Source organism: Peribacillus sp. NPDC055009 (genome assembly GCF_053608705.1).
Map to the genome: position 1 here is coordinate 208764 of NZ_JBSGVZ010000008.1, position 26307 is coordinate 235070.

General features: G+C 38.8%; 25 protein-coding genes. 5 read left to right on the top strand and 20 right to left on the bottom strand.

What is annotated here, in order from left to right; genetic code table 11:
* Nucleotides 1-6: 6 nt before the first annotated feature.
* From pabB to ACWF5P_RS14675, 7 genes are all read right to left on the bottom strand, one after another.
* A complete protein-coding gene (gene pabB, locus ACWF5P_RS14645) occupies nucleotides 7-1755 on the bottom strand; it encodes an aminodeoxychorismate synthase component I (RefSeq protein ID WP_434167015.1) in 1749 nt (582 codons plus the stop codon).
* Nucleotides 1756-1847: 92 nt separating this feature from the next.
* On the bottom strand, nucleotides 1848-2870 hold the full coding sequence (locus tag ACWF5P_RS14650) for an LLM class flavin-dependent oxidoreductase (protein WP_230175897.1): 1023 nt from the start codon (nucleotides 2868-2870) through the stop codon (nucleotides 1848-1850).
* Between the two features lie 93 nt (nucleotides 2871-2963).
* On the bottom strand, nucleotides 2964-3962 hold the full coding sequence (locus tag ACWF5P_RS14655; RefSeq protein ID WP_230175896.1) for an LLM class flavin-dependent oxidoreductase: 999 nt from the start codon (nucleotides 3960-3962) through the stop codon (nucleotides 2964-2966).
* Nucleotides 3963-4249: 287 nt separating this feature from the next.
* The gene (locus tag ACWF5P_RS14660) at nucleotides 4250-6496 is read right to left on the bottom strand and encodes an AAA domain-containing protein (RefSeq protein WP_101225400.1); all 2247 of its coding nucleotides are present in this window, start codon (nucleotides 6494-6496) and stop codon (nucleotides 4250-4252) included.
* A 230-nt stretch (nucleotides 6497-6726) separates the two neighbouring features.
* Complete coding sequence (gene pepF, locus ACWF5P_RS14665) at nucleotides 6727-8523, bottom strand: oligoendopeptidase F (RefSeq protein ID WP_452445004.1); 1797 nt, start codon at nucleotides 8521-8523, stop codon at nucleotides 6727-6729.
* A 117-nt stretch (nucleotides 8524-8640) separates the two neighbouring features.
* Nucleotides 8641-9315, bottom strand: a complete 675-nt coding sequence (locus ACWF5P_RS14670; RefSeq protein WP_452445005.1) for an FMN-dependent NADH-azoreductase — start codon at nucleotides 9313-9315, stop codon at nucleotides 8641-8643.
* A gap of 163 nt (nucleotides 9316-9478) precedes the next feature.
* On the bottom strand, nucleotides 9479-10213 hold the full coding sequence (locus ACWF5P_RS14675) for a YqcI/YcgG family protein (protein WP_101225402.1): 735 nt from the start codon (nucleotides 10211-10213) through the stop codon (nucleotides 9479-9481).
* A 212-nt stretch (nucleotides 10214-10425) separates the two neighbouring features.
* Here ACWF5P_RS14675 and ACWF5P_RS14680 point away from each other — a divergent pair, with 212 nt between their 5' ends.
* Entirely contained in the window at nucleotides 10426-10680 is a 255-nt protein-coding gene (locus ACWF5P_RS14680) for a small, acid-soluble spore protein, alpha/beta type (RefSeq protein ID WP_434167019.1), read from the top strand.
* A 122-nt stretch (nucleotides 10681-10802) separates the two neighbouring features.
* On the opposite strand, the gene ACWF5P_RS14685 is transcribed toward ACWF5P_RS14680, so the two are convergent.
* Nucleotides 10803-12014, bottom strand: coding sequence for an iron-containing alcohol dehydrogenase (locus ACWF5P_RS14685; protein ID WP_434167020.1), 1212 nt, complete (start codon nucleotides 12012-12014; stop codon nucleotides 10803-10805).
* A gap of 125 nt (nucleotides 12015-12139) precedes the next feature.
* Nucleotides 12140-13027: a R2-like ligand-binding oxidase gene (locus ACWF5P_RS14690; RefSeq protein ID WP_434167021.1), complete on the bottom strand. Its 888-nt coding sequence runs from the start codon at nucleotides 13025-13027 to the stop codon at nucleotides 12140-12142.
* A gap of 137 nt (nucleotides 13028-13164) precedes the next feature.
* Between ACWF5P_RS14690 and ACWF5P_RS14695 the strand changes: the two genes are divergently transcribed.
* A complete protein-coding gene (locus tag ACWF5P_RS14695; RefSeq protein ID WP_101225406.1) occupies nucleotides 13165-13851 on the top strand; it encodes a response regulator transcription factor in 687 nt (228 codons plus the stop codon).
* A 348-nt stretch (nucleotides 13852-14199) separates the two neighbouring features.
* On the opposite strand, the gene ACWF5P_RS14700 is transcribed toward ACWF5P_RS14695, so the two are convergent.
* Entirely contained in the window at nucleotides 14200-15288 is a 1089-nt protein-coding gene (locus ACWF5P_RS14700; protein WP_452445006.1) for a branched-chain amino acid aminotransferase, read from the bottom strand.
* Nucleotides 15289-15932: 644 nt separating this feature from the next.
* On the opposite strand from ACWF5P_RS14700, the gene ACWF5P_RS14705 reads away from it, so the two are divergent.
* Nucleotides 15933-17201, top strand: coding sequence for an L-lactate MFS transporter (locus tag ACWF5P_RS14705; RefSeq protein WP_230175891.1), 1269 nt, complete (start codon nucleotides 15933-15935; stop codon nucleotides 17199-17201).
* A gap of 502 nt (nucleotides 17202-17703) precedes the next feature.
* Complete coding sequence (locus ACWF5P_RS14710; protein ID WP_101225409.1) at nucleotides 17704-18771, top strand: AI-2E family transporter; 1068 nt, start codon at nucleotides 17704-17706, stop codon at nucleotides 18769-18771.
* Nucleotides 18772-19014: 243 nt separating this feature from the next.
* Here ACWF5P_RS14710 and ACWF5P_RS14715 read toward each other — a convergent pair whose 3' ends face one another.
* On the bottom strand, nucleotides 19015-19467 hold the full coding sequence (locus ACWF5P_RS14715) for a YueI family protein (protein WP_452445007.1): 453 nt from the start codon (nucleotides 19465-19467) through the stop codon (nucleotides 19015-19017).
* Nucleotides 19468-19687: 220 nt separating this feature from the next.
* Here ACWF5P_RS14715 and ACWF5P_RS14720 point away from each other — a divergent pair, with 220 nt between their 5' ends.
* Complete coding sequence (locus ACWF5P_RS14720) at nucleotides 19688-20431, top strand: L,D-transpeptidase family protein (protein ID WP_452445008.1); 744 nt, start codon at nucleotides 19688-19690, stop codon at nucleotides 20429-20431.
* A gap of 400 nt (nucleotides 20432-20831) precedes the next feature.
* Here ACWF5P_RS14720 and ACWF5P_RS14725 read toward each other — a convergent pair whose 3' ends face one another.
* From ACWF5P_RS14725 to ACWF5P_RS14765, 9 genes are all read right to left on the bottom strand, one after another.
* Nucleotides 20832-20954, bottom strand: coding sequence for a hypothetical protein (locus tag ACWF5P_RS14725; protein WP_272492815.1), 123 nt, complete (start codon nucleotides 20952-20954; stop codon nucleotides 20832-20834).
* Nucleotides 20955-21064: 110 nt separating this feature from the next.
* The gene (locus ACWF5P_RS14730) at nucleotides 21065-21487 is read right to left on the bottom strand and encodes a nucleoside 2-deoxyribosyltransferase (protein ID WP_452445009.1); all 423 of its coding nucleotides are present in this window, start codon (nucleotides 21485-21487) and stop codon (nucleotides 21065-21067) included.
* 580 nt (nucleotides 21488-22067) lie between these two features.
* Nucleotides 22068-22388 (bottom strand): hypothetical protein, encoded by a 321-nt coding sequence (locus ACWF5P_RS14735; RefSeq protein ID WP_137020179.1) that lies wholly within the window; start codon nucleotides 22386-22388, stop codon nucleotides 22068-22070.
* 110 nt (nucleotides 22389-22498) lie between these two features.
* Nucleotides 22499-22780 carry a DUF4190 domain-containing protein gene (locus ACWF5P_RS14740; protein ID WP_434167025.1) on the bottom strand — a complete coding sequence of 94 codons (282 nt, stop codon included), beginning with the start codon at nucleotides 22778-22780 and terminating at the stop codon, nucleotides 22499-22501.
* Between the two features lie 67 nt (nucleotides 22781-22847).
* Nucleotides 22848-23096: a hypothetical protein gene (locus ACWF5P_RS14745; protein ID WP_452445010.1), complete on the bottom strand. Its 249-nt coding sequence runs from the start codon at nucleotides 23094-23096 to the stop codon at nucleotides 22848-22850.
* A 15-nt stretch (nucleotides 23097-23111) separates the two neighbouring features.
* The gene (locus tag ACWF5P_RS14750) at nucleotides 23112-23762 is read right to left on the bottom strand and encodes an amino acid ABC transporter permease (RefSeq protein ID WP_034307000.1); all 651 of its coding nucleotides are present in this window, start codon (nucleotides 23760-23762) and stop codon (nucleotides 23112-23114) included.
* Between the two features lie 14 nt (nucleotides 23763-23776).
* The gene (locus ACWF5P_RS14755; protein ID WP_048687123.1) at nucleotides 23777-24415 is read right to left on the bottom strand and encodes an amino acid ABC transporter permease; all 639 of its coding nucleotides are present in this window, start codon (nucleotides 24413-24415) and stop codon (nucleotides 23777-23779) included.
* 106 nt (nucleotides 24416-24521) lie between these two features.
* Complete coding sequence (locus ACWF5P_RS14760; RefSeq protein ID WP_101225415.1) at nucleotides 24522-25349, bottom strand: transporter substrate-binding domain-containing protein; 828 nt, start codon at nucleotides 25347-25349, stop codon at nucleotides 24522-24524.
* Nucleotides 25350-25368: 19 nt separating this feature from the next.
* A complete protein-coding gene (locus ACWF5P_RS14765; RefSeq protein ID WP_048687119.1) occupies nucleotides 25369-26097 on the bottom strand; it encodes an amino acid ABC transporter ATP-binding protein in 729 nt (242 codons plus the stop codon).
* Nucleotides 26098-26307 lie beyond the last annotated feature (210 nt).

The following is a 26307-nucleotide window of genomic DNA, read 5'->3' on the forward strand; positions in this document are numbered from 1 at the left end:
ATCAGCTTAGAAAGTCAAATTCACTTTTAATTTCCCACGCACACTATTAATAAACCAAATTTCCTCAGCGTTATTAAGGTCAGCTTTTGAAATGGGTTTTTCCTTGATCTCCTTCTTCCTGATCAGGTCTTGACGAAATGTTCCAGCAAGCAGACCAGCTTCCACCGGAGGGGTATAGAGGTCACCATTTATCTTCACCACTACATTTCCGTTCGTGAATTCCGTTATGAATCCTTCTTCATTCCAAAGCAAAACATCCTGGAAGTCAGGATTATTCATTTGAAAGCCTTCATATACATCACGATTGGTGGTCTTATGAAATAGAAATGGATTTGCGCTTGATATTGGAGTTTCAGCCAAGATGGCCATAAATTCTGAATCAAGGGGCTTGATTGCTTGTCCAGAGACTTCAATTTCACCATTTTCATGAAGTAATACCCTCACCTTTTGTAACGTCCCTTGATTCATATCCGCATACTTTTGGAGTTGATCTCTAAGATTCAATTCAGGGAACCGGTAATCGAAGTAATCAGCGGATTGTTTCATCCGATCGATATGATCAGTCAACAAATAATATTCGCCATCGCTGAGCTTCATCGATTCCAATAGTTTGTAAGCTGGCCTTTCCACCGTCAATAATTTGGCTTTTAAAAACGCTTCGTCATATTCTTCCGATAACTCGGAATCCCAAGTGATTCCCCCGCCTACCCCATACTCGGCTTTTCCAGTTTCGTTATCGATCATGACCGTACGAATCGGCACATTAAAGATTGCTTCGGATTCAGGTGTGATGAACCCGATTGCACCGCAATAAACATCACGTGGTGAATTCTCGATATCAGCGATGATTTCCATCGTTTTAATTTTAGGTGCCCCTGTTATCGATCCACAAGGGAAAAGGGCCTTGAATATATCGATGATTGTTGTTCCTGGATTCGTATCGGCCGTAATCGTGGATGTCATTTGCCAAACAGTCGGATATTTTTCAATTGCCTTTAGCTGTGGAACCTTGACGCTTCCTGGTTCTGCAATCATTCCCAAATCATTTCTGAGCAGGTCAACAATCATGTAGTTTTCAGCTTGATTCTTTTCCGAGGCTGCTAACCATTCAGCATTAAGCTGATCCATTTTCAGTGTCGTTCCCCGCTTTACCGTTCCCTTCATTGGCCGAGTAATCAGCTGACCATCTTCCCAACGGAAAAACAATTCGGGTGAAGCCGATAGGATTCGATGTGTCCCCACATTCAAATATGCACTATAGTTTGAGCGTTGAGCTCTCTTCAAGCGATCAAAGAAAGCGAAGTCATCTCCTTCGAACCTGGATTGTAAACGCATCGTGTAATTGACTTGATATGTATTGCCTTTCTCGATTTCCGATTTGATCCTTTGAAACCCGGAATGATAGTTATGTGAGTCCGTTTCTGATTGCCATTCAGCTAAATTAAAAGCCCCTGTCATTTTTTCAGGTAATTCTTCTTCAGGTTTATCGAAAATCCCGAACCATAATAATGGCATTTTGGCTCCATCTTTTACTTTAAAAGATTTTTCAAAAGCAGGTGCCGCTTCATAGGAAACGTATCCCGCTGCATAATGCCCCTGTTCTATCGCTTCCTGGACTTTTTGGAATTGGGGAATGACATCCTCAATTGTATGGGCGGTGAACACTTTTTTCGGGTTCATAAAATATAGAGGCCTGCTGTCACCTTGTTTATCTGTGAAGTGAAATATTAAGGATAAAGGATCTTCTCGTTTCATTCTTCTCTCCTGACTTTGTTTATGAAGTAAATCGGTATGTATTTTATAAAAAAGCTTGCAGACACGGAATCTGCAAGCTCATTCTTTGACACTTATTTCATTCCAGTAACTTCTGCAATGATTTCATAAGAACGAAGGCGTGCATCCTGATCATAAATGGCAGAGTTTATAATCATTTCGTCCGCCTGTGTTTCATTTAAAAATGCCTGCAACTGCTCTTTTACCTCTTTTGGATTTCCTATGATGGAAGCGTTCAGCTGCTTCATGACAATGGCCTTTTCATATTCTGTCCAAAGGCCTTCCATTGTATCAACTGGAGGAGCAAGTTGACCGGGCGTGTTACGTATTAAATTCAAGAACTGCTGTTGATAAGAAGTAGCAATCCTTTGCGCTTCTTCTGTAGTATCAGCTGCAAATACATTGACACCAACCATGACATAAGGTTTATCAAGAACGTCGGATGGCTGGAAATTATTGCGGTAACGGGCTAAAGCCGGTTGAGTATTTTCAGGGGAAAAATGGCTTGCAAATGAAAATGGCAATCCCAGCTGTGCTGATAATGCTGCACTGAAGCCGCTTGAACCAAGTAGCCAAATCGGAATATCCTGTCCTTCGCCAGGGATGGCGCGAACACGGTTATGTTTGGAATCCGCATCCAAATAACTACGGAGCTGCGCCAATTGTTCAGGAAAATCCTGACCGTTATTACGTACATCACCCCTGAGTGCCATGGCTGTATATTGGTCGCTTCCCGGTGCACGGCCCAGTCCTAAATCTATTCTACCAGGATACATTGCTTCCAATGTACCAAATTGTTCTGCGATAACGAGCGGTGCATGATTCGGCAGCATAATGCCTCCAGAACCGACACGAATTCTTTCCGTCTTTCCTGCCACATAGCCTATAAGCACTGACGTTGCAGAGCTTGCGATTCCTGGCATGCTATGGTGTTCTGCAACCCAGAAACGATTATAATTCCATTGCTCCACATGCTTGGCTAATTCTACTGTATTTTTAAAAGCTCCCGAAACTGTACCACCTTCAACAATAGAAGCTAGGTCCAGAACGGAAAAAGAAATGTCGCTAAGTTTTTTTGCATGTTGATCAGCATTCATATCTTCATCTTCTTTCTTTCAATTATGATAAATTGGACGCAAAGCCATCATATAGAAAATGCACACAAAATGCACACAAAATGCTCGAAGGAGTTAACTGTTAAGAATTTCCTTGGCAATCAAACGAAACGAATTAAGCCTATCCTCCAACTTATGAGTGATGGTTATCAGCATGATTTCATCTGCTTGATATTTCTCCTGAATCTCCAAAAGACGATACCTTACTTGTGAAGGGGTACCAAAAATCAGTTTTTCATGCATGGTTTCCATCAGTGCTTTTTCTTTTTCAGTCCAATCATGGTTCCTTACCTCTTCTATGCTTGGAACCTGCTTTCTTTCACCATGTCCACTTTGAATTTTCCATAGTATGTTGCTAAGGGCGATTTCTTTCGCATGTTCCTCCGTTTCTGCGCAAATGGCCGAAACTGTAACAATAGTTTTAGGTTCTTTAACAAACCCTTTTGTTTGAAAGTGTTCACGGTACTGATGAAAGCTTTGAACTCCATCATTTTCACTCATGAATTCACCAAATGCGTATGCAGTTCCATTCTCAGCCGCAAGTTTTGCACTTTTCCCGCTTGTTCCCAAAATCCATGGTTCAGGCGGCACCTTTGGGATAGGAGCAGCAGAGACATTTGAAAATGGATGTTCATTCGGAAATTCATCTTTTAGAAAATTCAACAGTTCTTGAACTAGTTCAGGCATTTTGTAAACATTCTGCAGAAAATTATCGGATAATGCCATCGTTGCTTCGGCAGATCCACCAGGAGCACGCCCGATTCCCATATCAATCCGGCCAGGAAAAAGAGTAGCTAGCATATTATAAGTCTCTGCTATACGGTATGGCTTATAATGTGGAAGCAGCACTGCCCCTGAACCAATCCGGATATTTTTTGTTTGTGCACCAATATAGCTTATCAAAACCTCTGGAACGGAACATGCCAATCCCGGGAGATCATGATGTTCAGTTAACCAGATTCTGCTATAACCAAGTCTATCTCCTTCTTGTGCGAGTTGCAGTGAAGCTTGCAAGGCTTCTTGTGCTGATTGTCCTGATGCAATTGGTGATTGATCCAAAATGCTAAGTTTCATTTTGTTACCTCCTTTCTTGTCTTTCGTAGCTTAATGGTAAATCATAACTATTCGAAAGTCCCCTGAAATGCTTGCTTTGTTATTTTAGTTTGCAGCCTTTAGCAAAAAATATAAGGAGTTGAATTCAAATTGGGGAGTATGGAGCTATCATATATTCTAACGAGGTGTTTGCTTTAATATATTATTAACGGCTGGTAGATCAAGGACTTATCACTTTATTCTATCGAGGTATTTTTAAGTATATATATGTAAATGAAGAAAAGCCCTTATTAAGGGCCTTTCCCGAGCTATTCACTTTTTTTGAATTGAGATAGTAATTCATCTGCCATGATTTTTGAATCCAAACGAGCCGCTATATATGGAGGCTGGACCCGATTATTGGACTCTACGGGCAGCCCTAGCCAGACAACTCGTTTATCCAAGATGATAAACGAAAAGGAAACAGGTGAACAAATAAATTGATCAGAGTGGATATCAGGGTTTCTTTTTGCTGAAATGATCGTCAATTTCACTGCAGGGTTTCGTTTCATTAAATATTGCTGCCATTCTTCTGACAAACTGTTCAAATCCGGAACAGCAAAAACCATCTCTAGTTTTGTTGATTCAATATCTTCCTGAAAGTCCCCCAATTTACGGGCATGCATCCATTGTAATTTCGGATGCTGATGTTTTACCCATTTTCCAATGTCTTTCTTTGATACAATCTGATCATTTTGAATTTGATGATCGACAAGCTGACGAAGTGTTTTGCTGCGATAAACGTGTTTGTTAACAAATGAAGTGTCACATACATGTACGAACTTACCCTTAGTCCTTGTTATGGCCACGTTAATGAGCCTTTCACTTTCTCTCCCTGTCAATAACATTCCAGCCCTGTTTTGCGGATAACTATCAACTGTGTCAAAAATCATCATCTCCCGTTCACTTCCCTGGAAACGGTGTACAGTTGCAGCGATGATATCCGCCGTTTGCCGTTCTTTGTCATATAAGTCATCCAATAGTTTTTCCATCAAATCTGCCTGGGCACGATATGGGGCGACATAACCGATTGACCTTGCCCCGCCCACATAAGCTTCATGAATCAGTTGAAAAGATAAAAGCAATTGCCATATATTCATTCTCGAGTGGGATGTCCGTTCAGTGATGCAATATTCCCCTGCTAAGCTAGTATCGAGCAGTGCCGCTGCCTTATTGGCAAATGGTTCCGCCAGCATTATTCCCTCCCTGCTGGTCGCAACACTTTTATGATCGCCAACAAAATTGTTATAGACGACACGATTAGTGAATGCTGAAATATCCGGATGCATGCGGCGCTGTTCCTTTAATAGGAATAAATGGGGATGAAGTTCTCCTTCTTCAACAGACTGGGCGACACCAGCGCGATGAAAAATGTCTTCCTTCAGCCAAAGTTTCACTAGGGAATCACGAGCCGAAGCAATAGGTGGCAATTGTTTGAAATCACCACAAACGATAATATGCTTGGCTAACGCTGCAGCAAAAGCCACCTGAGGTACGTATGCCATACTCGCTTCGTCCAAAATGACCAGATCATACTCCTTTTGATAAACCGTTTCATCATTTGCGGCTTTAGCCAAGGTCGTTCCGATGACTTTTGCTTCTTTTACGAATTGAATCTCTTTTTGGCGGATTTTCTCCAAGACTTTGGCCAGCTTTTTCTCTATCTCAATTAATTGATCTGTATCCCTTTTACTGAAGGACCCTGCCAAGTCATGCTTTAACAGACGTTTCTCTTCGCCAAGCTCTTCTTTTTCTTTAACTAATGTCGGTTCATGTTTACCTAATAATTGCCCTGTAACAATATCATCATGGATGGCTAGTGATTCACCGATTTGAGATCCATAGCGAAGCACATCGCCTTCTTTGAAACGATCTTTCTTTTTAATGAATGACGAAATTTCAGCCATCAAAACATCGACAGCCTGGTTGCTATGGGACAAAACCAGAACTTTTTTATCCTGTAAATAATGATTGGCTACTGTACGAGCCAATGTATAGGTTTTTCCTGTTCCAGGGGGTCCCCAAACAAAAGTGACAGGGTTGAATTTCGAGCGGGCATATAATTCTTTTACGCTGCTTTGTTTTTCAATTAAAGGATGTTTTTGCGGCATGGACGGATCCATCAGGCGCTTGATCCTAAGCCTTTTCCTTTTGCTTCTCTTGATTTCATCCAGGCGGATGATCAATTGCTCAAGCAATTCCCAAGGGTCGTGGTATAAAAAGGCTTCATCGATCATATCGCCTAGCGAACGATCAAAAACAATGATTATACTTTTCCCTTCCGATGAGAGGATTCTCCCCTCTTGCTTAATCCCTCCCCATTCCAGTCGAACGAGGGAACCGACAGGGATTTTTATCGATGAACCTGTTTCGAAATAATAGTTGAAAGAATCGCCACCTGTAAGCAGATGGCCGTTCGAAATCAGGTATTTTGTGCTGCCATATTTTTTCAAATGCAGGATTTCAAGTTGAAGCGCCTGCTGCCATTCTTTTATATAATTAACTGTCGAATTCATTTTTCACTTTCCTCACAAAATATGCCATTGAAGTACAAAGAAACTGGCCCATTGGCTAGGCTCCGAAGTAGAAAATAACGCTGTTACCAAGACTTTTTGCGCGATACCTGTTTCTTAAGCATATAAAATAAGGCCCAATCAATAGATTGGGCCTCTCCTACGCCAATGTTTTAACTATAGCATTTTTCATAAAATCATACCATGGGCTCTTTTGGAAGAAATGGTTTAGATTAGCCTTCTGTCAACTCAGTGAATTGGTCGACAAGATTGCTGAAAATCTTCATTGCGTTTTCGATTGGATCAGGTTTAGTTAAATCTACGCCTGTTTTCTTAAGCAGCTCCAATGGGAAATCGGAACTCCCGCTTTTCAAGAAGGTCAAGTAACTTTCAAGTGTTTTTTGGTCCCCTGAGAGGATTTTATCAGCGATGGTGATGGCTGAAACGTAACCAGTAGCATATTTGTAGACATAAAATGGACGATAAAAGTGTGGGATACGTGACCAGCCATACTTCACTTCTTCATCGAAAATTATTTCATCTCCATTATAAGCACGAAATATTGATTCATAGGCTGTATTAAAAACCTCGGCATTTAGAGGTTCATCATTTTCAGCTTTTTCATGTACGACCTTTTCGAACTCCGCAAACATTACCTGTGTGAAGAATGTTCCTTTAAAACTATCTATGAAATGGTTAAGTAAGTGTTTTTTCTTCTGCACGTCTTTTGTAGTCTTAATCAAATGGCGAATCAAAAGGATTTCATTCACAGTGGAAGCAACTTCAGCGACAAAAATGGAATACCCAGCACTTATTTGCGGTTGATATTTTGAACTATAGTATGAATGCATTCCATGTCCAGATTCATGTGCAAGTGTAAACACACTGTCTAAATCATCACGGTGATTTAATAAAATGAAAGGATGAACACCATAAAGTCCTAAATTGTAAGCACCTGACCGTTTTCCAGGTGTTTCCCTTACGTCGATATATCTTTTTTCCTTAAAGGTTTTCAGGATTGTGATATATTCTTCGCCAAGAGGTTTCAGTGCTTCAACCATCAAAGAAAAACCATCATCGTAAGAAATCTCCTCTTTAGCGCCTTCGACTAATGGCACACTTAAATCATAGGCACGCAATTCCTCTACACCAAGCAATTTTTTTCTTAAATGAATATATTTATGCATGGGCCCGATATTTTGTTTAGTAGACATAATCAAATTATCATAAACCTCTTTTGGAACTTGATCTCCAAATAGAGATTTTTCCAAGGCTGATGGATAATTTCTTAGTTTTGAAAGATTCACATTATTCTTGATTGCAGTGGAAAGTGTGGAAGCGATTGTATTCTTCAATTGTACATATGGCTGATAATAGGCGAAATAAGCCTCTTTTCTTTTATCGCGATCATCGTCTTCAATCAATTTGGAATACATTCCCCTTGTCAGCTCTACCCTCTCGCCGTCTTCATTTGTAACTTCCCCAAATTTTATATCAGCATTGTTTATCATCCCGAACGTTTTTTGAGGTGCTGAAAAGGCTTCGCCTATTTGGGAAAGTACCTCTTCTTGTTCTTTCGTTAACACATGGGCTTTATAGCGGAAGGAATCAAGTAAATCCTCCTCAAAATATTTCAAACCCTCGATTTCATTTATGTACCCTTTTAATGTGTGTTCTTCCAGGCTCAAAAGAAACGGCATGAAAAATGCAGAAGCATTACTGATTTTCTGCCCTAACTTACCAGCCCGATCCAATAATGCTTGTGATGAGGTTACCCGAGTATCCAAATCAGCTTGCAGCATGGCAAATACATATAGCTTGTTATAAATGTACCCAAGTTCCTCACTTAATCGTAAATAATCGAACAAATCTTGAGCTGACTGAATCCGACCATCATAAGTTTTTAATTTTTCTGCCATCTTCAGGACTTCTTGATAATCTTTTTCCCAGATAGTTTGATCATCGTAAATATCCTCTAAGTTCCATGTTTCTTCTATTTTTATTTCGTCACGTGATTTAAACGTTTGCATATTATCTGCACTTCCTTTCATCCTTAATAGCTTACCCTTTATTATAATCGACTTTCAGAAAAATCTGCATAGAAAAACCAGTATGCTAAAAATACATACTGGTTTTTCTTTTTACAATTAGAATTTTGCTGCAGTTTCAGCAACTTTCGCCAATCCTTCTGCAACGATATCCTGAGAGCGATCTGGATATTGATTATGTCCCTCGATTACAACTGTTTCTGGGTTTGTTATGCCCCATAAGTTTAAATTCATCGTTACGTATTTCTCTGCCATTTCAGCAGCATCCATTCCAGGCAATGCATAATCTGATCCGCGTGCATTAAGTAACGCCACTTTTTTACCACCAGCTAAACCGACTGGGCCTTCAGCTGTATATTTGAATGTTGTTCCCGCTTGAGCAAGATAAGAGATATAAGTTACCAATGGTGCCGGAACCGTTGCGTTCCATAGCGGGAAGGCAAATACCACTTTGTCGGCAGCAAGGAATTGATTCAAGTATTGTTGCACGATATCGGCAATCTCCACTTCTTCTTCAGTCAATTCCATGCCTTGGTTGCGTTTATATAGGGCAGTGATCGCTGTATTTCCGTAGTAAGGTAAGTTCAGTTTAAATAAATCCAATTCAGTTATTTCATCGTTACTATTTGCTTCCTTATATGTGTTCAAAAACGTTTCATACATTTTGACACTGATTGCTTGATCCGCTGGACGGTCATTTGATTTAACAAATAATACTTTAGACATTTTTGTTCCCCCAATTGTTATTATTGTTTGTTTTTTTAAAAATAGCATTTAATCCATATATCTCGAATTAACTGCAATTGCTACTTTCACATTATAAATCTGAAAATCTTATAAGGCAAGAAATATGTTTTTTATTTTGCGCGCCTTTATTTTTTTATCCCGAGGCTTTCTAAGCAGGACGCGAAAAAAACCGAGAGCAATTTGCCCTCGGTTAAGTTAACTCTTTATGATGGAAGGGGCACTTACCTTTTATCGGTTCTATATCATCCCCTATGAAAAATTGTTTCCATTCATTATGATTTACATCTCCAAAGTGACTGATATCCGGATGTTTAGGAAGGTTATCCCATTTCTCCACTCGTTCACGAACCTTTTCACGTGACATGATTCCCCCTTTTTCCGTTCCCTCCAAGCCCTCAAAGATCATCCGGGGTTGGAATCCAAGTACAAGGCTATTTCCTAAATCACGCGTTTTACGCTGTTTATAAGCAGGTGCATTACCAAAGACAAAGATTGGTTCCCCTGCAAAATGATAGTCCCATAAATAATGCTCGGGATCTTTCGGCTTTTCAATTGGCCAAGGCTTTTCATCCGCTTTATGTAAGTATTGCAGGATATCCCAAAACCTTTTACGGTAAAATTCTATATCACCCTCTATTGATTCAGGCTCCATAAAGACGAAAAGACCGTGCCTGATATATGGTGGTTCCTGAAATAAATCAAGAAAACTTTCCACTGCTTTTGGGAGATTGGACCAATCTTTCTGTGTGATATAAGCATACCGAAGTTCCCCTTTATTTTCAGCTTTCATACCAAAATAACAAGGAAAGGTTTTATCGGTCACTGTATTATGGAATGTTTGATATTCCTTAATTAGCCATTGCGGCACTCGATCGGGATTTGTCATATCTTCTTTTGTTAACAAACTTGAATTAGCAGTCAGCATCATTTTTCTCCTTAAATCGTTTTATTATATGTTACCCGCTTTAAATAAACTAAAACTTCTACGTACCTGTGCACCCTATATAATTACTTCTTTATTTAAGGGATTATGACTTCCTCCAGGTTCATCGGAATTCAATTAAAAACATTCGATCTGCATGTTAATCATTTTCTTTACAATAGGATAACCTAAGAAAAAAATAGGAGTGGTGCTTAATGGCAAGGAGAAGGAAAATTCTAGTATCTGAAGCGAGAAAAGGACTAGATGATTTAAAAGCCAAAGTTGCTGGTACAAAGAATCCCGAAGAAGCAAAGTTTGAAGTGGCAAAGGAAATTGGCGTACCACTGAAAAAAGACTATAACGGTGAACTGACATCCAAGCAGAATGGAAAAATAGGCGGAAAATTAGGCGGAGGCATGGTCAAGGAACTTGTAAAGATGGCACAGGAAAACTTACGGAAAAAACATTAACAAGATTCGATCCCGTTTGTTAGTGCTCCCCTTTAAAAGCTCATATATAGAAACTGGACTTAACACGTTGGATGGCATTAAACCATAAAAAAGCCAACCTTAACGGGCTGGCTTTTTTAAAATTAACTAATTCTCACGGGTGAAACTCTTGAAACTACTGACATTATTAATTCCTCCGACATCGGGTAATTAGTGGCAGCTGGATCCGTCCTTACTGCTTTAAGAATTCTTTCCATATCGGATTGGTTAATTTCATAGGCGCTGAAGTCAGAGGGCAGCCCAAGATCGGATAGGAAAACACGGAGCTTTTCCACCACTTTCACTAAGGTTCTTTTTGAATCTTCATCATGGATTTTCACACTAAAGGCTTCGGCTATCAAATGGGCCTTTGGAAGATATAAATCCGGGGTTGATTCCATTACGACCGGTAATAACACAGCATTGGCCAATCCATGAGGAATACGGAATAACGCCCCATATGCGTGGGCAAAGTTATGAACCGGGATCGCATTCAATGCACTACAAAATGCAGTGATTCCCATCATGCTTCCATGAAGCATTTCCATTCTGGCCTCAATATTTGTTCCGTCCTTTACGGCCCCCGGTAAATTTCTATCAATAACTCGGATGGCCTGAAATGCATAAGCATCGGTTATTGATGTAGCCGCAGGTGAAACGATCGCTTCCATTGCATGTGTCAATGCATCTGCACCAGTAAACGCCGTAATGTCACTCGGCAGTCCGACTGTTAACTCAGGATCTAGAATGGCAACATCCGAACTTAAAAAAACATTGTATATATTCATTTTTACTTTTTTATGTTCATTATATATGACTGCTATCGGAGATACTTCAGAACCGGTTCCTGCTGTTGTGGCTACGGAAATATGCGGGATATTCATGGATTGGGCTTTTGGAAAACCCTCATACAGATTGTCGCTTGGAATTGCATCTTTAATATCCGTAATTCCTTTGTATAATCCGAATTTCAATGCCTTTGCGGTATCAATGACACTCCCTCCACCGATGGCAAGTATGGCATCGGCATTCACTTCGCGTGCATATTTCAATGCTTCATTTACACATTCACTCGCCGCGTCTTGTGTAACACCCAGAAACTGTCCAACTATTTCAGCTCTGGCACCTAAATTCTCCTGATCAAAAGTTTCGGCAACTTTATTAACGACACCTGCATTTTCCAAGCCCGCATCACTTACGAGTAGAATCCTTTTGGCCCCGAGACCATTGAAAAGGTTTGGGATGAGTGAACGAGTGTTAGTGCCACTGTAAACCGAAGTCCTTAGCCAAAAATTCGAATGAGCGTTTACTTTCATACAGATCACCTCAGATATATAAGTTTATATTCATAGTTAAGGATTGTTTATACCCTATCTCAAAGTTCCTGATGGCCATTCATTAACAAACATACTAAATAGTAAGCTTGTATCTTTTACCGGCTTTACAAAACCCCATATTCCTTTTCGTTACTTTGATAGATTTCTTCAATCCCCTTCCCTTTTGCCCTGGCTAAAATCTCCATCCGCACCGTTAATTGTTTCATGGTAAAATTCAATATAGCTTGTTGGTCATTGCCAAATGGATTTCCTAACCGATCATATCCCTCCGTATTTAACGCGATGGCCAGAGGAGAAAGTTCCTCCATTCTCTTTTCAACCTGTTTAAAGATATGTGGATGTTCACTGATGATTCTCTGCAGCAGGAAGGTCCCATAAGCAATATGGCGTGATTCATCCTTCTTCAAAAGACCCACGCCTTTTAATAAACCAGGCATCATTTTATTAGCTTCAAGCGTCTGATAAAAACCGAAATATCCAGTTTCTGCAAGAACACCCTCGGTAAACATATTATAAACAGTGGCTGCTTCTGCCAATGCTTCAGGGGATTGGTCGGATAAAAGTTTCTCCATCGCTTCAGGCAATATTTCGTAAAAAATCGATTTATAAGTGTCTGAATGATAAACTGTCAAATCACCCGTTTCACCAACCTGATCTAATGTATAACGAAAGAACTCCATATGCTTCGCTTCCTCGAACAGAAATGTCGTTAAGTACATTTCTTCTTCAATCCTGCCTTCTTTGGCTATCGTCATAATGAGAGGCAGCAAATCCAAAGTCACTGCTTCTTCCCCGCCTTGAAAAAGTGAAATGATCCGTAATAACACTTGCCTTTCAATATCAGTAAATGACTTCCAATCTTCTTTATCCTGGCTGAAATCAATGTCACGAGGATTCCATATACCGAATCTTTTGGCCTTTTGATAAAGTTTAAATGGCAGGGTATCTTCTCTAAAACTCCGGCTGGTGGTCGTTAAATTCTTTCTTTTCATGGTAATGCCTCCTTAAAATTAAGAACTTTAAACTTTTGTATCCAAGGATTTATTAAATTTGTAAGAGTTTTCATTATATTGTAAGATATTAGTAGCATTTATCCTAGCACTGAAAATGTAGGGAGGAATAAAGTCGAATGCTTGAGGAAACTATGATGAATCATGTAAAAAAGATTTCCCATCAAAAAGATATGGCAAATAAAGCACAAATGATCTTAAAGGGCTGTGTGGATTTTTTTTCATTTCAACGCGCTTCTTTATTCAGTTACTCATGTTTAACAGGAATGGGTGAAGGAATATGTGCATGTACGAGTGAAGATACCTTTTCATTACATAATGTTAAAGAAAATATTCATGATATATATCCCATCCACCAAGCAGTCATCCATAACAAACCCATATACTTAACCATCCAACATGCGAAATCCTCCATCCCCGCAAAATACGTTAAAAGGTTTTCCATCTCTTCATTGGCTATCATTCCGGTAATTGTGAATGACATGGCCATCGGTTTAGTGTTGGTTGATCCCATTCACGCTAACGAGCCTGTTACCAAGAATGATTTAATGAAGCTTTCCCATTATTTAAAATTGGCCGTCGGTTCGACATTGGATTCCGCCCCTCCCACTTACCTTCTAAGCAAACGTGAAGTGGAGGTCCTTCAATATTTAGCCAATGGATTGGGATTAAAGCAAATGGCACCAAAGATGAGCGTTAGTGAATTTACAGTCAGAGATCATATTTCTTCTGCTATCAGGAAATTGGGAGTGAATCACCGGACCGAGGCCGTCGCTGTTGCCATAAGGCACAAAATGATTATGTGAAACAAAAAAAAACCTTCAAAGAAGGTTTCAGACTGTAAACAAACTCTATAAAATCGAATTTTTTTACGGTTTGTACAATTTGAACGTTGATTTCCTCTCCAGGCACTCACTTTTCCGGCAGGCGTCACGTACCCTCCGTTCCAATCAACTTTGTTTTAACTTTTAAATAGAACCCTTTTGCCTAAAGTCTTCATTTGAGGTGATGAGGATGCTTTCTAAAACATGATTCTATTCAGCGAAAACACGGAGGTCTCGTTGAGCCTCAATACATAATTTTAGGCCAAAATTCAAAGGGAATTTCAAAAGGGGTTCGGAATTTTTAAATTCCGAACCCCTTTTGTTTAAGTCTCATTGAGTCACTTTTTCTTCTACTTTCGTAGTCCAATTCAACTCGTCTGCGACTTTACCTGTTTGGACACCTGTCAGTGTATCATAAAGCTTTCTGGAAAGTTCGCCAGTTTCCCCGCTTTGAACAATCATTTCTTCACCATTCCACAAAAATTCACCAATTGGTGATATGACCGCGGCTGTTCCCGTTCCAAAGGCCTCTTCCAAGTGACCTAATTTATGGGCTTCATGGACTTCCTCCATCGAAATGCGTCTTTCCGACACGGGAAGACCCCAATGTTTCAGCAATTCTATAATGGAATCACGAGTAATACCCGGAAGGATGCTTCCATTTAAAGCAGGGGTGATGATTTCACCATTAATTTTGAAGAAAACATTCATGCTTCCAACTTCTTCGATATACTTTTTCTCCACTCCGTCTAACCAAAGAACTTGGGCATAACCCATCTTTTCTGATACTTCCTGGGCTTTTAGGCTCGATGCATAATTACCGCCCGTTTTGGCTTCACCTGTACCTCCATTAACTGCACGTGTAAAAGCTGACTCCACTGCAATTTTAACTGGATGGATGCCTTCTTTATAATACGAACCTACTGGTGACATGATGATGATGAACTGATACTTATTCGATGGAGATACTCCAAGATAAGGCTCAGTAGCTATAATGAATGGTCTGATATATAAAGATGTCCCTTCTACCTGGGGAACCCAATCCTTATCAACGCTAATTAAAGTCTTTAAGGCCTTCAACGCGAAATCAACGTCGACATCCGGTATGCATAATCGGCTATTCGAACTATTTAAGCGTTGGAAATTCTTTTCCGGACGGAATAAGATAATGTCATCCTCTGGTGTTGCATATGCCTTCAATCCTTCAAAAACGGATTGACCATAGTGAAAAATCATAGCTGACGGCTCCAATGAGAGCGGTTGATAAGGAACAATTCTTGGATCATGCCACCCTTGCCCTTGTGTGTAATCCATAATAAACATATGATCGGTAAACTGCTTACCGAACTCAAGCTGGTCCGCTTGTGGTTTTTCTTTCTTTGTTGTACTAAGCGTGATTTGCATGTCATGTTCCTTCATTACCAAAACCCCTTGTTGATTAAATTTACAAGATTTCACTTCCATAAAATCTATCTTTAATTAGTTTACTCCTATAAGGAATCATAGTTCAAGCCTTTAAGACGAAATTTTCGGAATTTTTTAAAATAAATGGGTTTTTCTTTGATTTCCAGACTATGATTCCTGAAAAAAGAATCAATTATTCCTGAAACCACTAAAAATATCAATTCCGGGTGGTACGCTAAGATGTCTTGAATATTAGATTAATTTTATCAAAATAATCACTATAAAGCCAATGAGAATAATTCTGTTTCATCGCAACTTAAGAGTAAATTCAATCGTTTCCCTTTTTGTAACCAGGAAAATCGATAAATGAAAAGACTTTTGGCAGATTCGTGAATAAAACACCAAAGCTAATACCTGCAAACCTTATATGTATATTAAAATCCTTAGAATATATAACATTTTTAATCCGAATCCATAAAGTGTTTTTTCCCAACTCTAAGCACAGAGGAAAATTTTACTTGAAATTCAATTTAGTAGTTTACTACTAAATAATATTCTTATATACTTATCCCACAAGATAGATAAAACGCATGCAAAACGATATATTATAGATAAAACGCATGCAACTTTCTTATTTTTTAACGAAAAGGGGTAACAACATGACAAAAAACAGATGGTTAATCGCTTTATCCGCTATCGCCATTCACCTTTCCATTGGTGGTGCATACGCATATAGCGTTTACAAAAAACCATTAGTCGAGACTATGGGGTGGTCAGAAACTGAAGTAACGTTAGCATTCACAATAATGATGGCGCTTGCAGGAACTTCTGCTGCCTTCTTTGGCAAATTCGTAGAAAAAAATGGTCCAAGGAAGTCAGCAATGGTCGCTGCCGTATTATTCGGTTTAGGTCAAGCTGGTTCCGGTTTAGCAGTAATGGTCGATTCACTTCCGCTTTACCTAATGACATATGGGGTTTTAAGTGGACTTGGTATGGGGATTGGGTACATTTCACCAGTATCCACTTTAGTCAAATGGTTCCCAGATCGCAGGGGATTGGCAACAGGAATGGCAGTATTAGGTTTCGGTGCCGGAGCACTCATTACAGCCCCAGTAGCTGCAAGTCTTATGGAATCCGTTGGCATTTATACTACATATTATATTTTAGGCGCAGGCTATTTCATATTGATGTTCTTAGGAGCATCCTATATTGCACCTCCAAAGGCCAACTGGCTACCTGAAGGAATGAAGAAAGATATTGAGTCCGGTAAGAAAGAACTGAAGAAAGACCTAAGGCAATTAACTGCAAAAGAAGCGGTTAAAACTAAACACTTCTGGATGTTATGGTCCATGAAACTGATAAATACAAGTGCAGGGATCATGATGATTTCGGTAGCTTCACCTATGGCTCAAGACGTTGTTGGTCTGTCTGTAGCAGGTGCAGCAACATTAGTCGGTATTATGGGAATCTTTAATGGCGGAGGAAGACTTGGCTGGGCAGCAGCATCGGATTATATTGGACGTCCAAATGTTTTCGTCATTTTCTTCATCATTCAAATCGGAGCGTTCCTTTTACTTCCTACCACTACAAATACACTATTGTTCCAAGGACTCATCTTGCTGGTCGTGAGTTGTTATGGAGGAGGATTTTCAAATCTCCCAGCATTTGCCGGGGATTTATTTGGAACTAAGGAAATTGGGGCCATCCACGGTTACCTTTTAACTACATGGTCTCTAGGCGGGGTTTGCGGACCTATGTTAGTTACCGCAATCAGGGAAAGTACGAACAGTTACATCCCAGTATTCTATGTTTTCGCAGCATTAATTGCGATAGCATTTGCCATCTCCATCTGGTTGCGTCTGGACATTAAAAAAATGCAAACAGAACAGAAACAAGGAGTAACGAACACATTCAGTAAAATATCCTAATTTAAAACCTTGTAAAAAGGCATTATCAAGTAAAGTTCCATAACCGGAATTTACCTTTGATGATGCCTTTTTTGTTTTGGCCTAACCGGCGGCTGCTTTTAAAAAACTTACGGATATCTTCCGGATCGATGTCTTTTTGGAACTTTTTACGATTTATCATCCCAACAGGATTTCTTGCTGGTGCAGTTTTGCGCATTGCTTAAACTTAACCGCAGTAGTCTAGGGAAATGCATTCATTGGGCATATCGACTTATGAACGTGAGGACAGGTAAAAGTCAAAATGACCAAATATTTTTTTAAAGTTGACTTTCATATTTCAGTGAAAGTTTGTTTTTGTTTGCTTGCCGCTATATTAACAGACTGTATTCCCATTTAATTCTGGTCAGCTATATCGAAAAAAGTTGAATGATCATTTTACACCAAACAATTAGAACAAGTTATTTAGTTTAACATTAAGCTAAATCAGGGAATCAAGTAAGAGATGGAATTAGGGGGGATTGTCTTGTGGATCAATAAACCGTTTTTCAAATATGCATGCGCGATCATTTTGATCATTTTGATTATTTTTTTACTAGGTAAGATTGATTATGTTCTGCAGCCGCTACAAAAAATCATTGCTGCGATGTTTTTCCCTATTATTGTGGCTGGGCTTTTATACTATATATTACGTCCGGTCGTTAACTTTTTAACTGAATTTATCCCGAGGTCAGCTAGCATCTTTACCGTTTTTTTAATTATATTTAGTATGATTGGGATGGTAGGTTACTTTGGCAGTCCTGTAATCGTTGACCAATTTCAAAAATTATCTGAAAACCTCCCCAGCAAAGTCAAGGCATTGTCTAAAGAATCTGAAGTCATGATTGAAAAAAATGATTTTGGCATGGTCAATATGGAAGAATTGAAAGAAAAAGCGGTCACACATTTGAAAGATTACTCCGAAAAACTCATAGTGAATGTCAATACCATTTTTTCCACGATCACTAGTGTTTTAACAGTATTGGTCATTACACCATTCATTTTATTCTATTTCTTGAAGGATGGAGATAAATTAAGACCATTTCTATTAAAATATATTCCGACCGATGTAGAATCAGAGGGAAACACGATTTTAAAAGACGTCGATAAAACCCTTTCAACTTATATTATCGGTCAATTCATCATATCAATCGTCATTGGAACTTTGATGTATATTGGCTACCTTATTATCGGTCTCGATTATGCACTTGTACTAGCCCTATTCGCCATGATTTTTACCGTTGTACCATTCCTTGGTCCATTAATAAGCATCATCCCTGCCCTCTTCATTGCCTTACAGCAAGACATTGGGTTGGCAGTGAAAGTACTCATTGTCCTTACCGTTGTTCAACAGGTCGAAGGGCACTTGGTTACACCGAATGTTATGGGAAAACGCCTTAACATTCACCCACTTACCATTATCTTATTGCTGCTTGCTGCAGGATCAATATACGGTTTCATTGGCATTTTAATCGCTATCCCCACGTATTCCGTAGTAAAAACAATCATAGGGAATTTCAGGAAGTTTTATAGCTTACGGAAAAGGGTTGCATAATCAGGAATGGTTGTCTACACATTTAATTAAAGACGCTTGAAAAATAAAACAAAAATCATTCATCAACTTTTCAAACTGTAGACAAACTTTAGGATAAGCGAGTTTGCCTGCAGTTTTTTGATTTTCAAAACGTTCCAGTTCATCCACATATAACAGTAAAAAACAAGAAGGATAACCTATTCTTGATTTTAAATCTCTTTCGTGCCTCTTTTTATAGACAAACTAAAAACGTTGATAATTCTATCAACGTTTGTTTAATAATTTTTTAACAAAGCGCTTGAAAAACGCTTTGAAGCTTTTCTTTTTGATAACTTGCTGGGCATGAAATTTCTTCTCGATATGAATTTCCTCTTTGTTTATGGCATTATTTTCTGCCAATACCAGACCCAAATCGGAGTTGTGATCTTTGTTTAGGACAATTTTATAAGGAATATTATGACTCATTGCCAATTTAATATATTTCCCTAAATATTGATAGTCCATCTGACCATTTAAAAACAAATTTGAACGGGGATACTGCTTCATCATCTGCTCTATCTCCGGATATACATTCGTTTCAAAGACTTGGCTTTTTTTTAGTACGATGACGACGCGCTCCCGTAATGTGCCCAGAAATTCCCTTCGTTCACCAGGCTTTATTTCTTTTGGACCATGGATTCCTTGTTCTAGATAGTCCTCCACATTTAGGCGTGACAATTCTTTTCCACCTCCGCTTTCACTTCAATAATGTATGTAATATGGCCAAAAATAGTGCCCATCATTCTTTAGGTATGCAAACAATCAGAAAGTACTCTGGGTTTAAAATACCCATTGTTAGTTTACCCCCACTTTAAAAAATTGTCACTTTAGCCCCACTTCATGCATAGGATAGTATATGTGTAAAAGTAGGTTGCTTAAATGAGGGACGGGGAAAAACATGAGGAAATTAATTGTATTTATATTGATATTCGCCTTTACTTTTGTTGGGTTCAGTAATACTTCAGGTGCGGCAGCAAGACAACTGATTATCATCAATAAAGCCAATAATCAGCTTGCCTATTACGAAAATGATAAGTTGGTGAGGGTATTCATCGTAGCGACAGGAAAGAAAGCCTCCTACACTCCTGAAGGAAAGTTCAAGGTAGTGACAAAGATTGTGAATCGTCCCTATTATAAAGGCAACATTAGAGGCGGAGACCCAAAAAACCCTCTAGGTAAAAGATGGCTGGGGATCAATGCAAGGAATACACCAGGAAATACGTACGCAATACATGGCAATAATGATTCTACAACCATTGGGAAATATATAAGTGCCGGTTGTATTCGGATGTATAACAATGAAGTTCAGTGGCTGTACGATAGGGTGAGAATGAACACTGTAGTCTTGATTGCCAGTTCGAATAGATCATTTGCCACCATAGCTGCCACGAATGGATATAAAGTGAGCGGATCTGTGAGCCTACCTGTAAATACCAACTCCACCCTAAAAAAAGGAAGCAGTGGCCCCCATGTAATTGAACTGCAAAAAAGATTAACTAAACTTGGATTCAGCACTAAAGGAGTGGATGGGTCATTTGGAAAAAACACCGAAACGGCTGTAAAAAAATTCCAAAGCTCTAAAAAGCTTACTTCTGATGGGATCGTCGGACCAAAAACGAAAAAAGCGCTTGGACTTAAATAATTTTCATTGCCGATATCCACTTTTAGAGGATATCTTTTTTTGTGCTTCAACTTTCCAACCTATACATTATTACCCATATCGTCTTTAATTTCCCACCACCGGTTATTGACTTTATGTTATAATTTATACATCAACAGCTAATCATAATCGCACTGTCATTACATAAAAGGAGGTAATACAAATGTACGATGAAATTCTCGTTAATTCCATTAAAGCAATTTTTGTTATTGGCACCATCTCGATGTTTGTGATATTAGGATTCGTAAAAGGACGCCGGTTTTAACTTTATCCAATTCTTTAAAATATCCTCACTTGCCTGATTACTTGTATTTTTTTCATACCGGTACTCAGGTTATTTTTAGTCAGAAAAAAAGCATATCCTCTCTGGGCATGCTTTTCCTTACCAATTATCCGTTTTATCTAAAAGTTGATCGATGTCAAATGTATCAAGATGGAATGGAACTGACTCTTCTGCTATCGCTTCAGTGGCTAACAATAATTGGTCGATATCGATAATGGCCAAAACAGTCCTCTCCCTTTTTTAATGGTCTTTACCCTCATTTTTAATACTTTAAACAATTCGTTCAAAAGAAATTTTATTAGAGGGTATCCTTAAAATTTTACATTCGACATTTATTTAAGATGCAGTGAATCTTGTTCAGATCCTTCCGGAGAAAGCGTATGTATCAATTTAACCAGCTTATAAAAGGTCCCGCTGCAGATTGTTACCTCGGGCAGATTATGAAATATTGATTTTTTATTAATATGATAATTGTCTTTCTCAGGCGAATACACAATTATTTTCTTATTTAAAGATAAAGCATAGCCAAGCTCATATAGATTACCTTTTCCTGCGGTTAGGAAGATCAGCATGAAATCGGCTTCCTCAATCCCCTTTTTCTCATATTCTCCAATGCCGTCCGTTATTTGGTTTTTCTCATCATTCGTAATTAAATTCAAGTCATTCACACATGTAAACCCTTTTGAAGTCAATTTCTTGATCAATGATTTGGCTTGCTTCAAATTTTTTTCGTCTGATGCTATATAATATTTCACACATACACCTCCAAAATATATAACTATTGATACTTTTTACCTACGTTACCTATACTATACATATTCGTTATAAAGAACGCAATATCCTTTCCCCAAAATTAAAAAATAATTAAATCGAAATTTCAAACGAAACAAAAAACCATCATTCCTCTACAGGTCATGATGGTTACAGACTGAAGACATACCCTATGAAAATCGAGTTTGCCTACTGTTTTTTTAGGGGTTTGTGCAATTTAAACGTTAATTTCCTCTCCACCAGGCTCTCGCTTTTCCCGCAGGAGTCTCGCACACCCGCTCCAATCAACTTTGTTTACTTTTAGATAACTTGAGGTGATGGGGATGCTTTCTACTGGATAAATACTTGGGCGTCCTACTCTGAAAACATATTTTTTTTACCAAATCATAAATGAAAGTGAAGCCAATCCGGAGTATTTTATGCAGTGGTCACCGTCGAGTTCACCTTATACAAAAAATAATATTCTATGTACGTATTAAGTGCCTGAAAATCCGGGTTACAAAATTTTCATTGAATCTCAAGAAATGCAAAATAAAAACCTTGTCCTTTAACCGGCAAGGTTTTTTATTTTTCATATGTGATATTTTCTATTTCAATCCTGAAGGGTGCAGCCTCACAAATATTGATTCCCCTATCCAAATTTACCTTTTCCATTTCACTTGCATCCGGGATTCTTTTTTTATCGTGAATAAAATGTTCGACCATGGATTCCAGCAGTTCTTGAGCACAAGCTAAGGCATCTACCCGATTCCTACCGCTAACGGAAGAAATAATTCCTTCTCGCCTAAAATCCGGGAAACAAACCTGAACGGAAAAAGAGTCGATAATCAACGGGTGTTTTTCATAATAGAATACGGCTGGGTACTCAAAGATTTGAATGGTCAAAATATCATCCCTTCATACAAAATTTAGGTTTTTATATTAATTATAACATGAATTTCCATTTTATATAGGATTAATTTACTTTTCTTTGTTTGTCAAGTTTATTTTAGCACTCAATAGGTTGTTATGTCCGTATTCACTGCGAAATAAAAAAACACCAGGAAAATCAGAATCATGAGAACATTCAAGATTATTCCAACAATGCTGCACACTTTTCCAGCTGTCACTAATCCATCTCCAGATTCACCAGTAAGCTTAATTTCTTGTTTACTCTTCGATGCAAATATTAAACCGAGAATACCTAATATGATGCCTATGAATGGAATAAACAAAGATAATACACCCATGATCAATGATACAATCGCTTTGCTATTGCTTCTTTTAATTTCCGACATATATTCCACCTTCTTTCTTCCATTATATATACGGTTATTAAAAGCAAAAGATTCATTTTTTGTGTATTCATTCATCACTATTATTCCAGTCGATTCCAGAAATCCACGCCTTTTCCGCCGACTGTATGCCAAGCCTCATCAAAGCAAGCGCCTGTGGGGTCCCGGCTAGCCAGTTATTCGGCAGGAGTGTCGCAAATTTCTTCAATCTATTGGGGTTCACAAGGAAATTACATGAAGGATAACCAAGTATAGTTTTATAATCATAGTTAGGGGTGAGACACTTCCGAACCTCGTAGACAAGTAGAAAACGACTCATTTCTGAGCCGTTTTTTTAGGTTCGTTTCAATTCAAGTCTCTGGGCTACCAAAGAAAGGCTATAATTCACAATGAAGTACATGAGAGCCACCAGGATCAAAATCGGTATTAAATACTTTTGACTTTGTCCATATATGATTTGACCATGATGGGTCAGCTCCGGCAAAGAGATGACAACCGCTAAAGAGGTATCCTTTAATAAAGAAATGAATTGGCTGACAATGGGAGGAACCATGCGGCGCAGCGCTTGGGGCAGAATAATATGTATCAATGCCTGTGTATAGCTCAAACCTGATGAACGGGCAGCTTCCATTTGGCCTTTATCAATGGATTTTAGCCCACTTCGAATGACTTCAGAAAGCATGGCTGACTCAAAAATTGTCAAGGCAACTATGGCTGCTGGAATGATTTCCAGTTTAATCCGTATCTCCGGCAAAGCAAAATAGGTAAAAAATATTATTAATAACAGAGGCAAATTACGCACCGTTTCTACAATCAAAGCTAATATTTGTGATAACACCGGCACTTTTGCGTATCGGATTATACCTACAAGACCGCCAATAATGAAACTTAGAATAATGGATATAAAAGCTACCTGGAGCGTTACCCAAAATCCTTCTAATAAAAACTTAAGATTATCTGGTGTATAGGCACCTGCAAAATCCATATCTTATACCTCCCTCAATTACTCTTAGCCAGACGTTTTTCCAAATAACCAACGCCAAAACTTAAAGGAATGGTAAGAATTAAGTAAAACGCTGCAACGAAAATGTACACATCAAACACGACAAAAGTCCTTGAAGAAATCAAATCCCCGTGGTACATAAGATCGAGTCCTGCAACAACGGCTAAAATGGAAGAATTCTTTACTAGATTGATAAATTGGTTTCCTAAAGGAGGAATGACTATTTTAACGGCCTGCGGCAGAATGACGAGCCTCATTGCCTGTCCATAAGTCAGACCTGATGAACGGGCAGCTTCCATTTGACCCTTCGGCACAGAAAGTATGCCTGCTCGAATTGCCTCAGCTATGAAAGATGAAGTGTAAATGGTCAAGGCTAATGTCCCGGCGTATAGTCCGCTTAGTTTAAGACCGAGAAAGAAGAAAAAGGTAATGATCAATAACGGTATGTTCCGAATGAACTCTACATAGGCGGTACCCAGCCAGTTTAGTGGCTTTAATGGTGCAATCCGCATGATGGCAATTAGCACACCAAGAATCAAACTCGCTATCAATGCGACCAAACTCGACATGATCGTATTTTTAAAGCCTAATAAATACATATCCAGATTCTCTGTTAAAATGGAGAAATCAAGCACGGCATACACTCCTTTAACTAGTAAGGATGAGCAAAACGCTCATCCTCATAGACAAATGTTCAAATGTTATTTAAGGTCAGCTTCCCTTATCCATTTGCTAAAATGTTTAATGTTTAATCCATTTATCATGGATTTCATCGTACTTGCCTGAATCTTTAAGAGACTTAAGGGCTTTATTCAACTCTTCAACAAATTCAGCATTTCCTTTTTTCACGGCAATACCATAAGGTTCTTCCGTAAATGTACCGCCAACAAGCTCATAACTTGGATCTTCATCTGCCATTCCATAAAGGATGGAATCATCCGTGGTCAATGCATCCCCTTGTCCGGATTTAAGTGCAGCGAACGCTTCGGAATAGTTTTCAAATTCAAGCACTTGTGCTTCAGGAGCTTTTTCACGGATATTTATGGAAGAGGTAGAGCCCTTGACAGCCAATACCTTTTTCCCTTTTAAACTATCAATACCCTTGATATCGCTGCCCTTTTTGACTAATAAAGATTGTCCTGCGTCGAAATAAACATCAGTGAAGTCTACTTCTTTTTTACGATCTTCCGTGATTGTCATGGTCGCTACAATCGCATCGATATCACCATTATTCAATAATGCCATCCTGGTTTTAGAAGTCACTTCTTTAAATTCAACTTTATTCTCATCACCAAGGATTTCTGCTGCAAGAGCTTTGGCAATATCAATATCAAAGCCTTCAACCTCTCCAGTACTAGGATTCTTCAATCCGAATAGTCTTGTATCATTTTTCACCCCAAAAACGATCTTATCCTTTTCCTTCACTTGTGCGAGAACATCTTTTTCTTTGTCTTTGCCTCCACCCTCTTCAGCTTTGTCTGAATCGTTCCCCCCGCCGCATCCAGCTAATAAAATGACAGCCAGTAAGGATAGCAAAGATAATTTTAACCATTTCTTTTTCTTCAACATGTTATTCACCCCTGTTTTTTTAATGATTTAATATACGGCTAAGGAATAAACGAGCCCTCTCTTCACGAGGATTGGCGTAAAACTCAGCCGGTGATGCCTCTTCTAAAACCCTGCCTTCGTCCATGAATACGATTCGATCCGCTACTTCACGGGCAAATCCCATTTCGTGCGTGACCACCACCATCGTCATCCCTTCATGGGCAAGTGCTTTCATTACATCCAGTACCTCGCCAATCATTTCTGGATCCAAGGCTGAGGTAGGTTCATCAAATAGCATGATTTCAGGTCCCATTGCCAAACCTCTGGCAATCGCTACCCGTTGCTGCTGTCCACCTGAAAGCTGAGAAGGAAATGAATTCGCTTTATCTCCAATCCCCACTTTGTCCAGATACTTCAGTGCAATCTTTTTCGCTTCCTCTTCGGATTGCCCTAGAACTTTCCTGGGAGCAAGCATGATATTCTCGAGCACTGTTTTATGAGGATATAAGTGAAAATGCTGGAAAACCATACCGATATTCCGACGAAGTTTGTTTATGTCCGTCTTTTTATCCGCTACATTTAGACCATTTATTGAAAGGGAACCTTGCGAAATGGTCTCTAGACGATTAATGCATCGAAGCAGTGTACTTTTCCCTGAACCCGAAGGTCCGATGACCACTACCACCTCCCCCTTCTTAATTGTAAGATTAATTTCTTTCAATACATGGAAATCGCCATAATACTTATTCACTCGGTCAAAAACTATCATAATTAGCCCCCTGCCCAAAACTGAAAATTTATAATAATCAGAATTCTAAAAGCGTAATATATCACTCTCTTAACTCGAAACAAATCTTATGTATAATCCTTTCTTCAAAAATTATTTCCCAATATTTCATAATTCATCGTGAAAAGTCCATTTTTATTGTTATTTTAAACTAGTAATTCAAATAATATATTCAATATTCACATTTTTTAT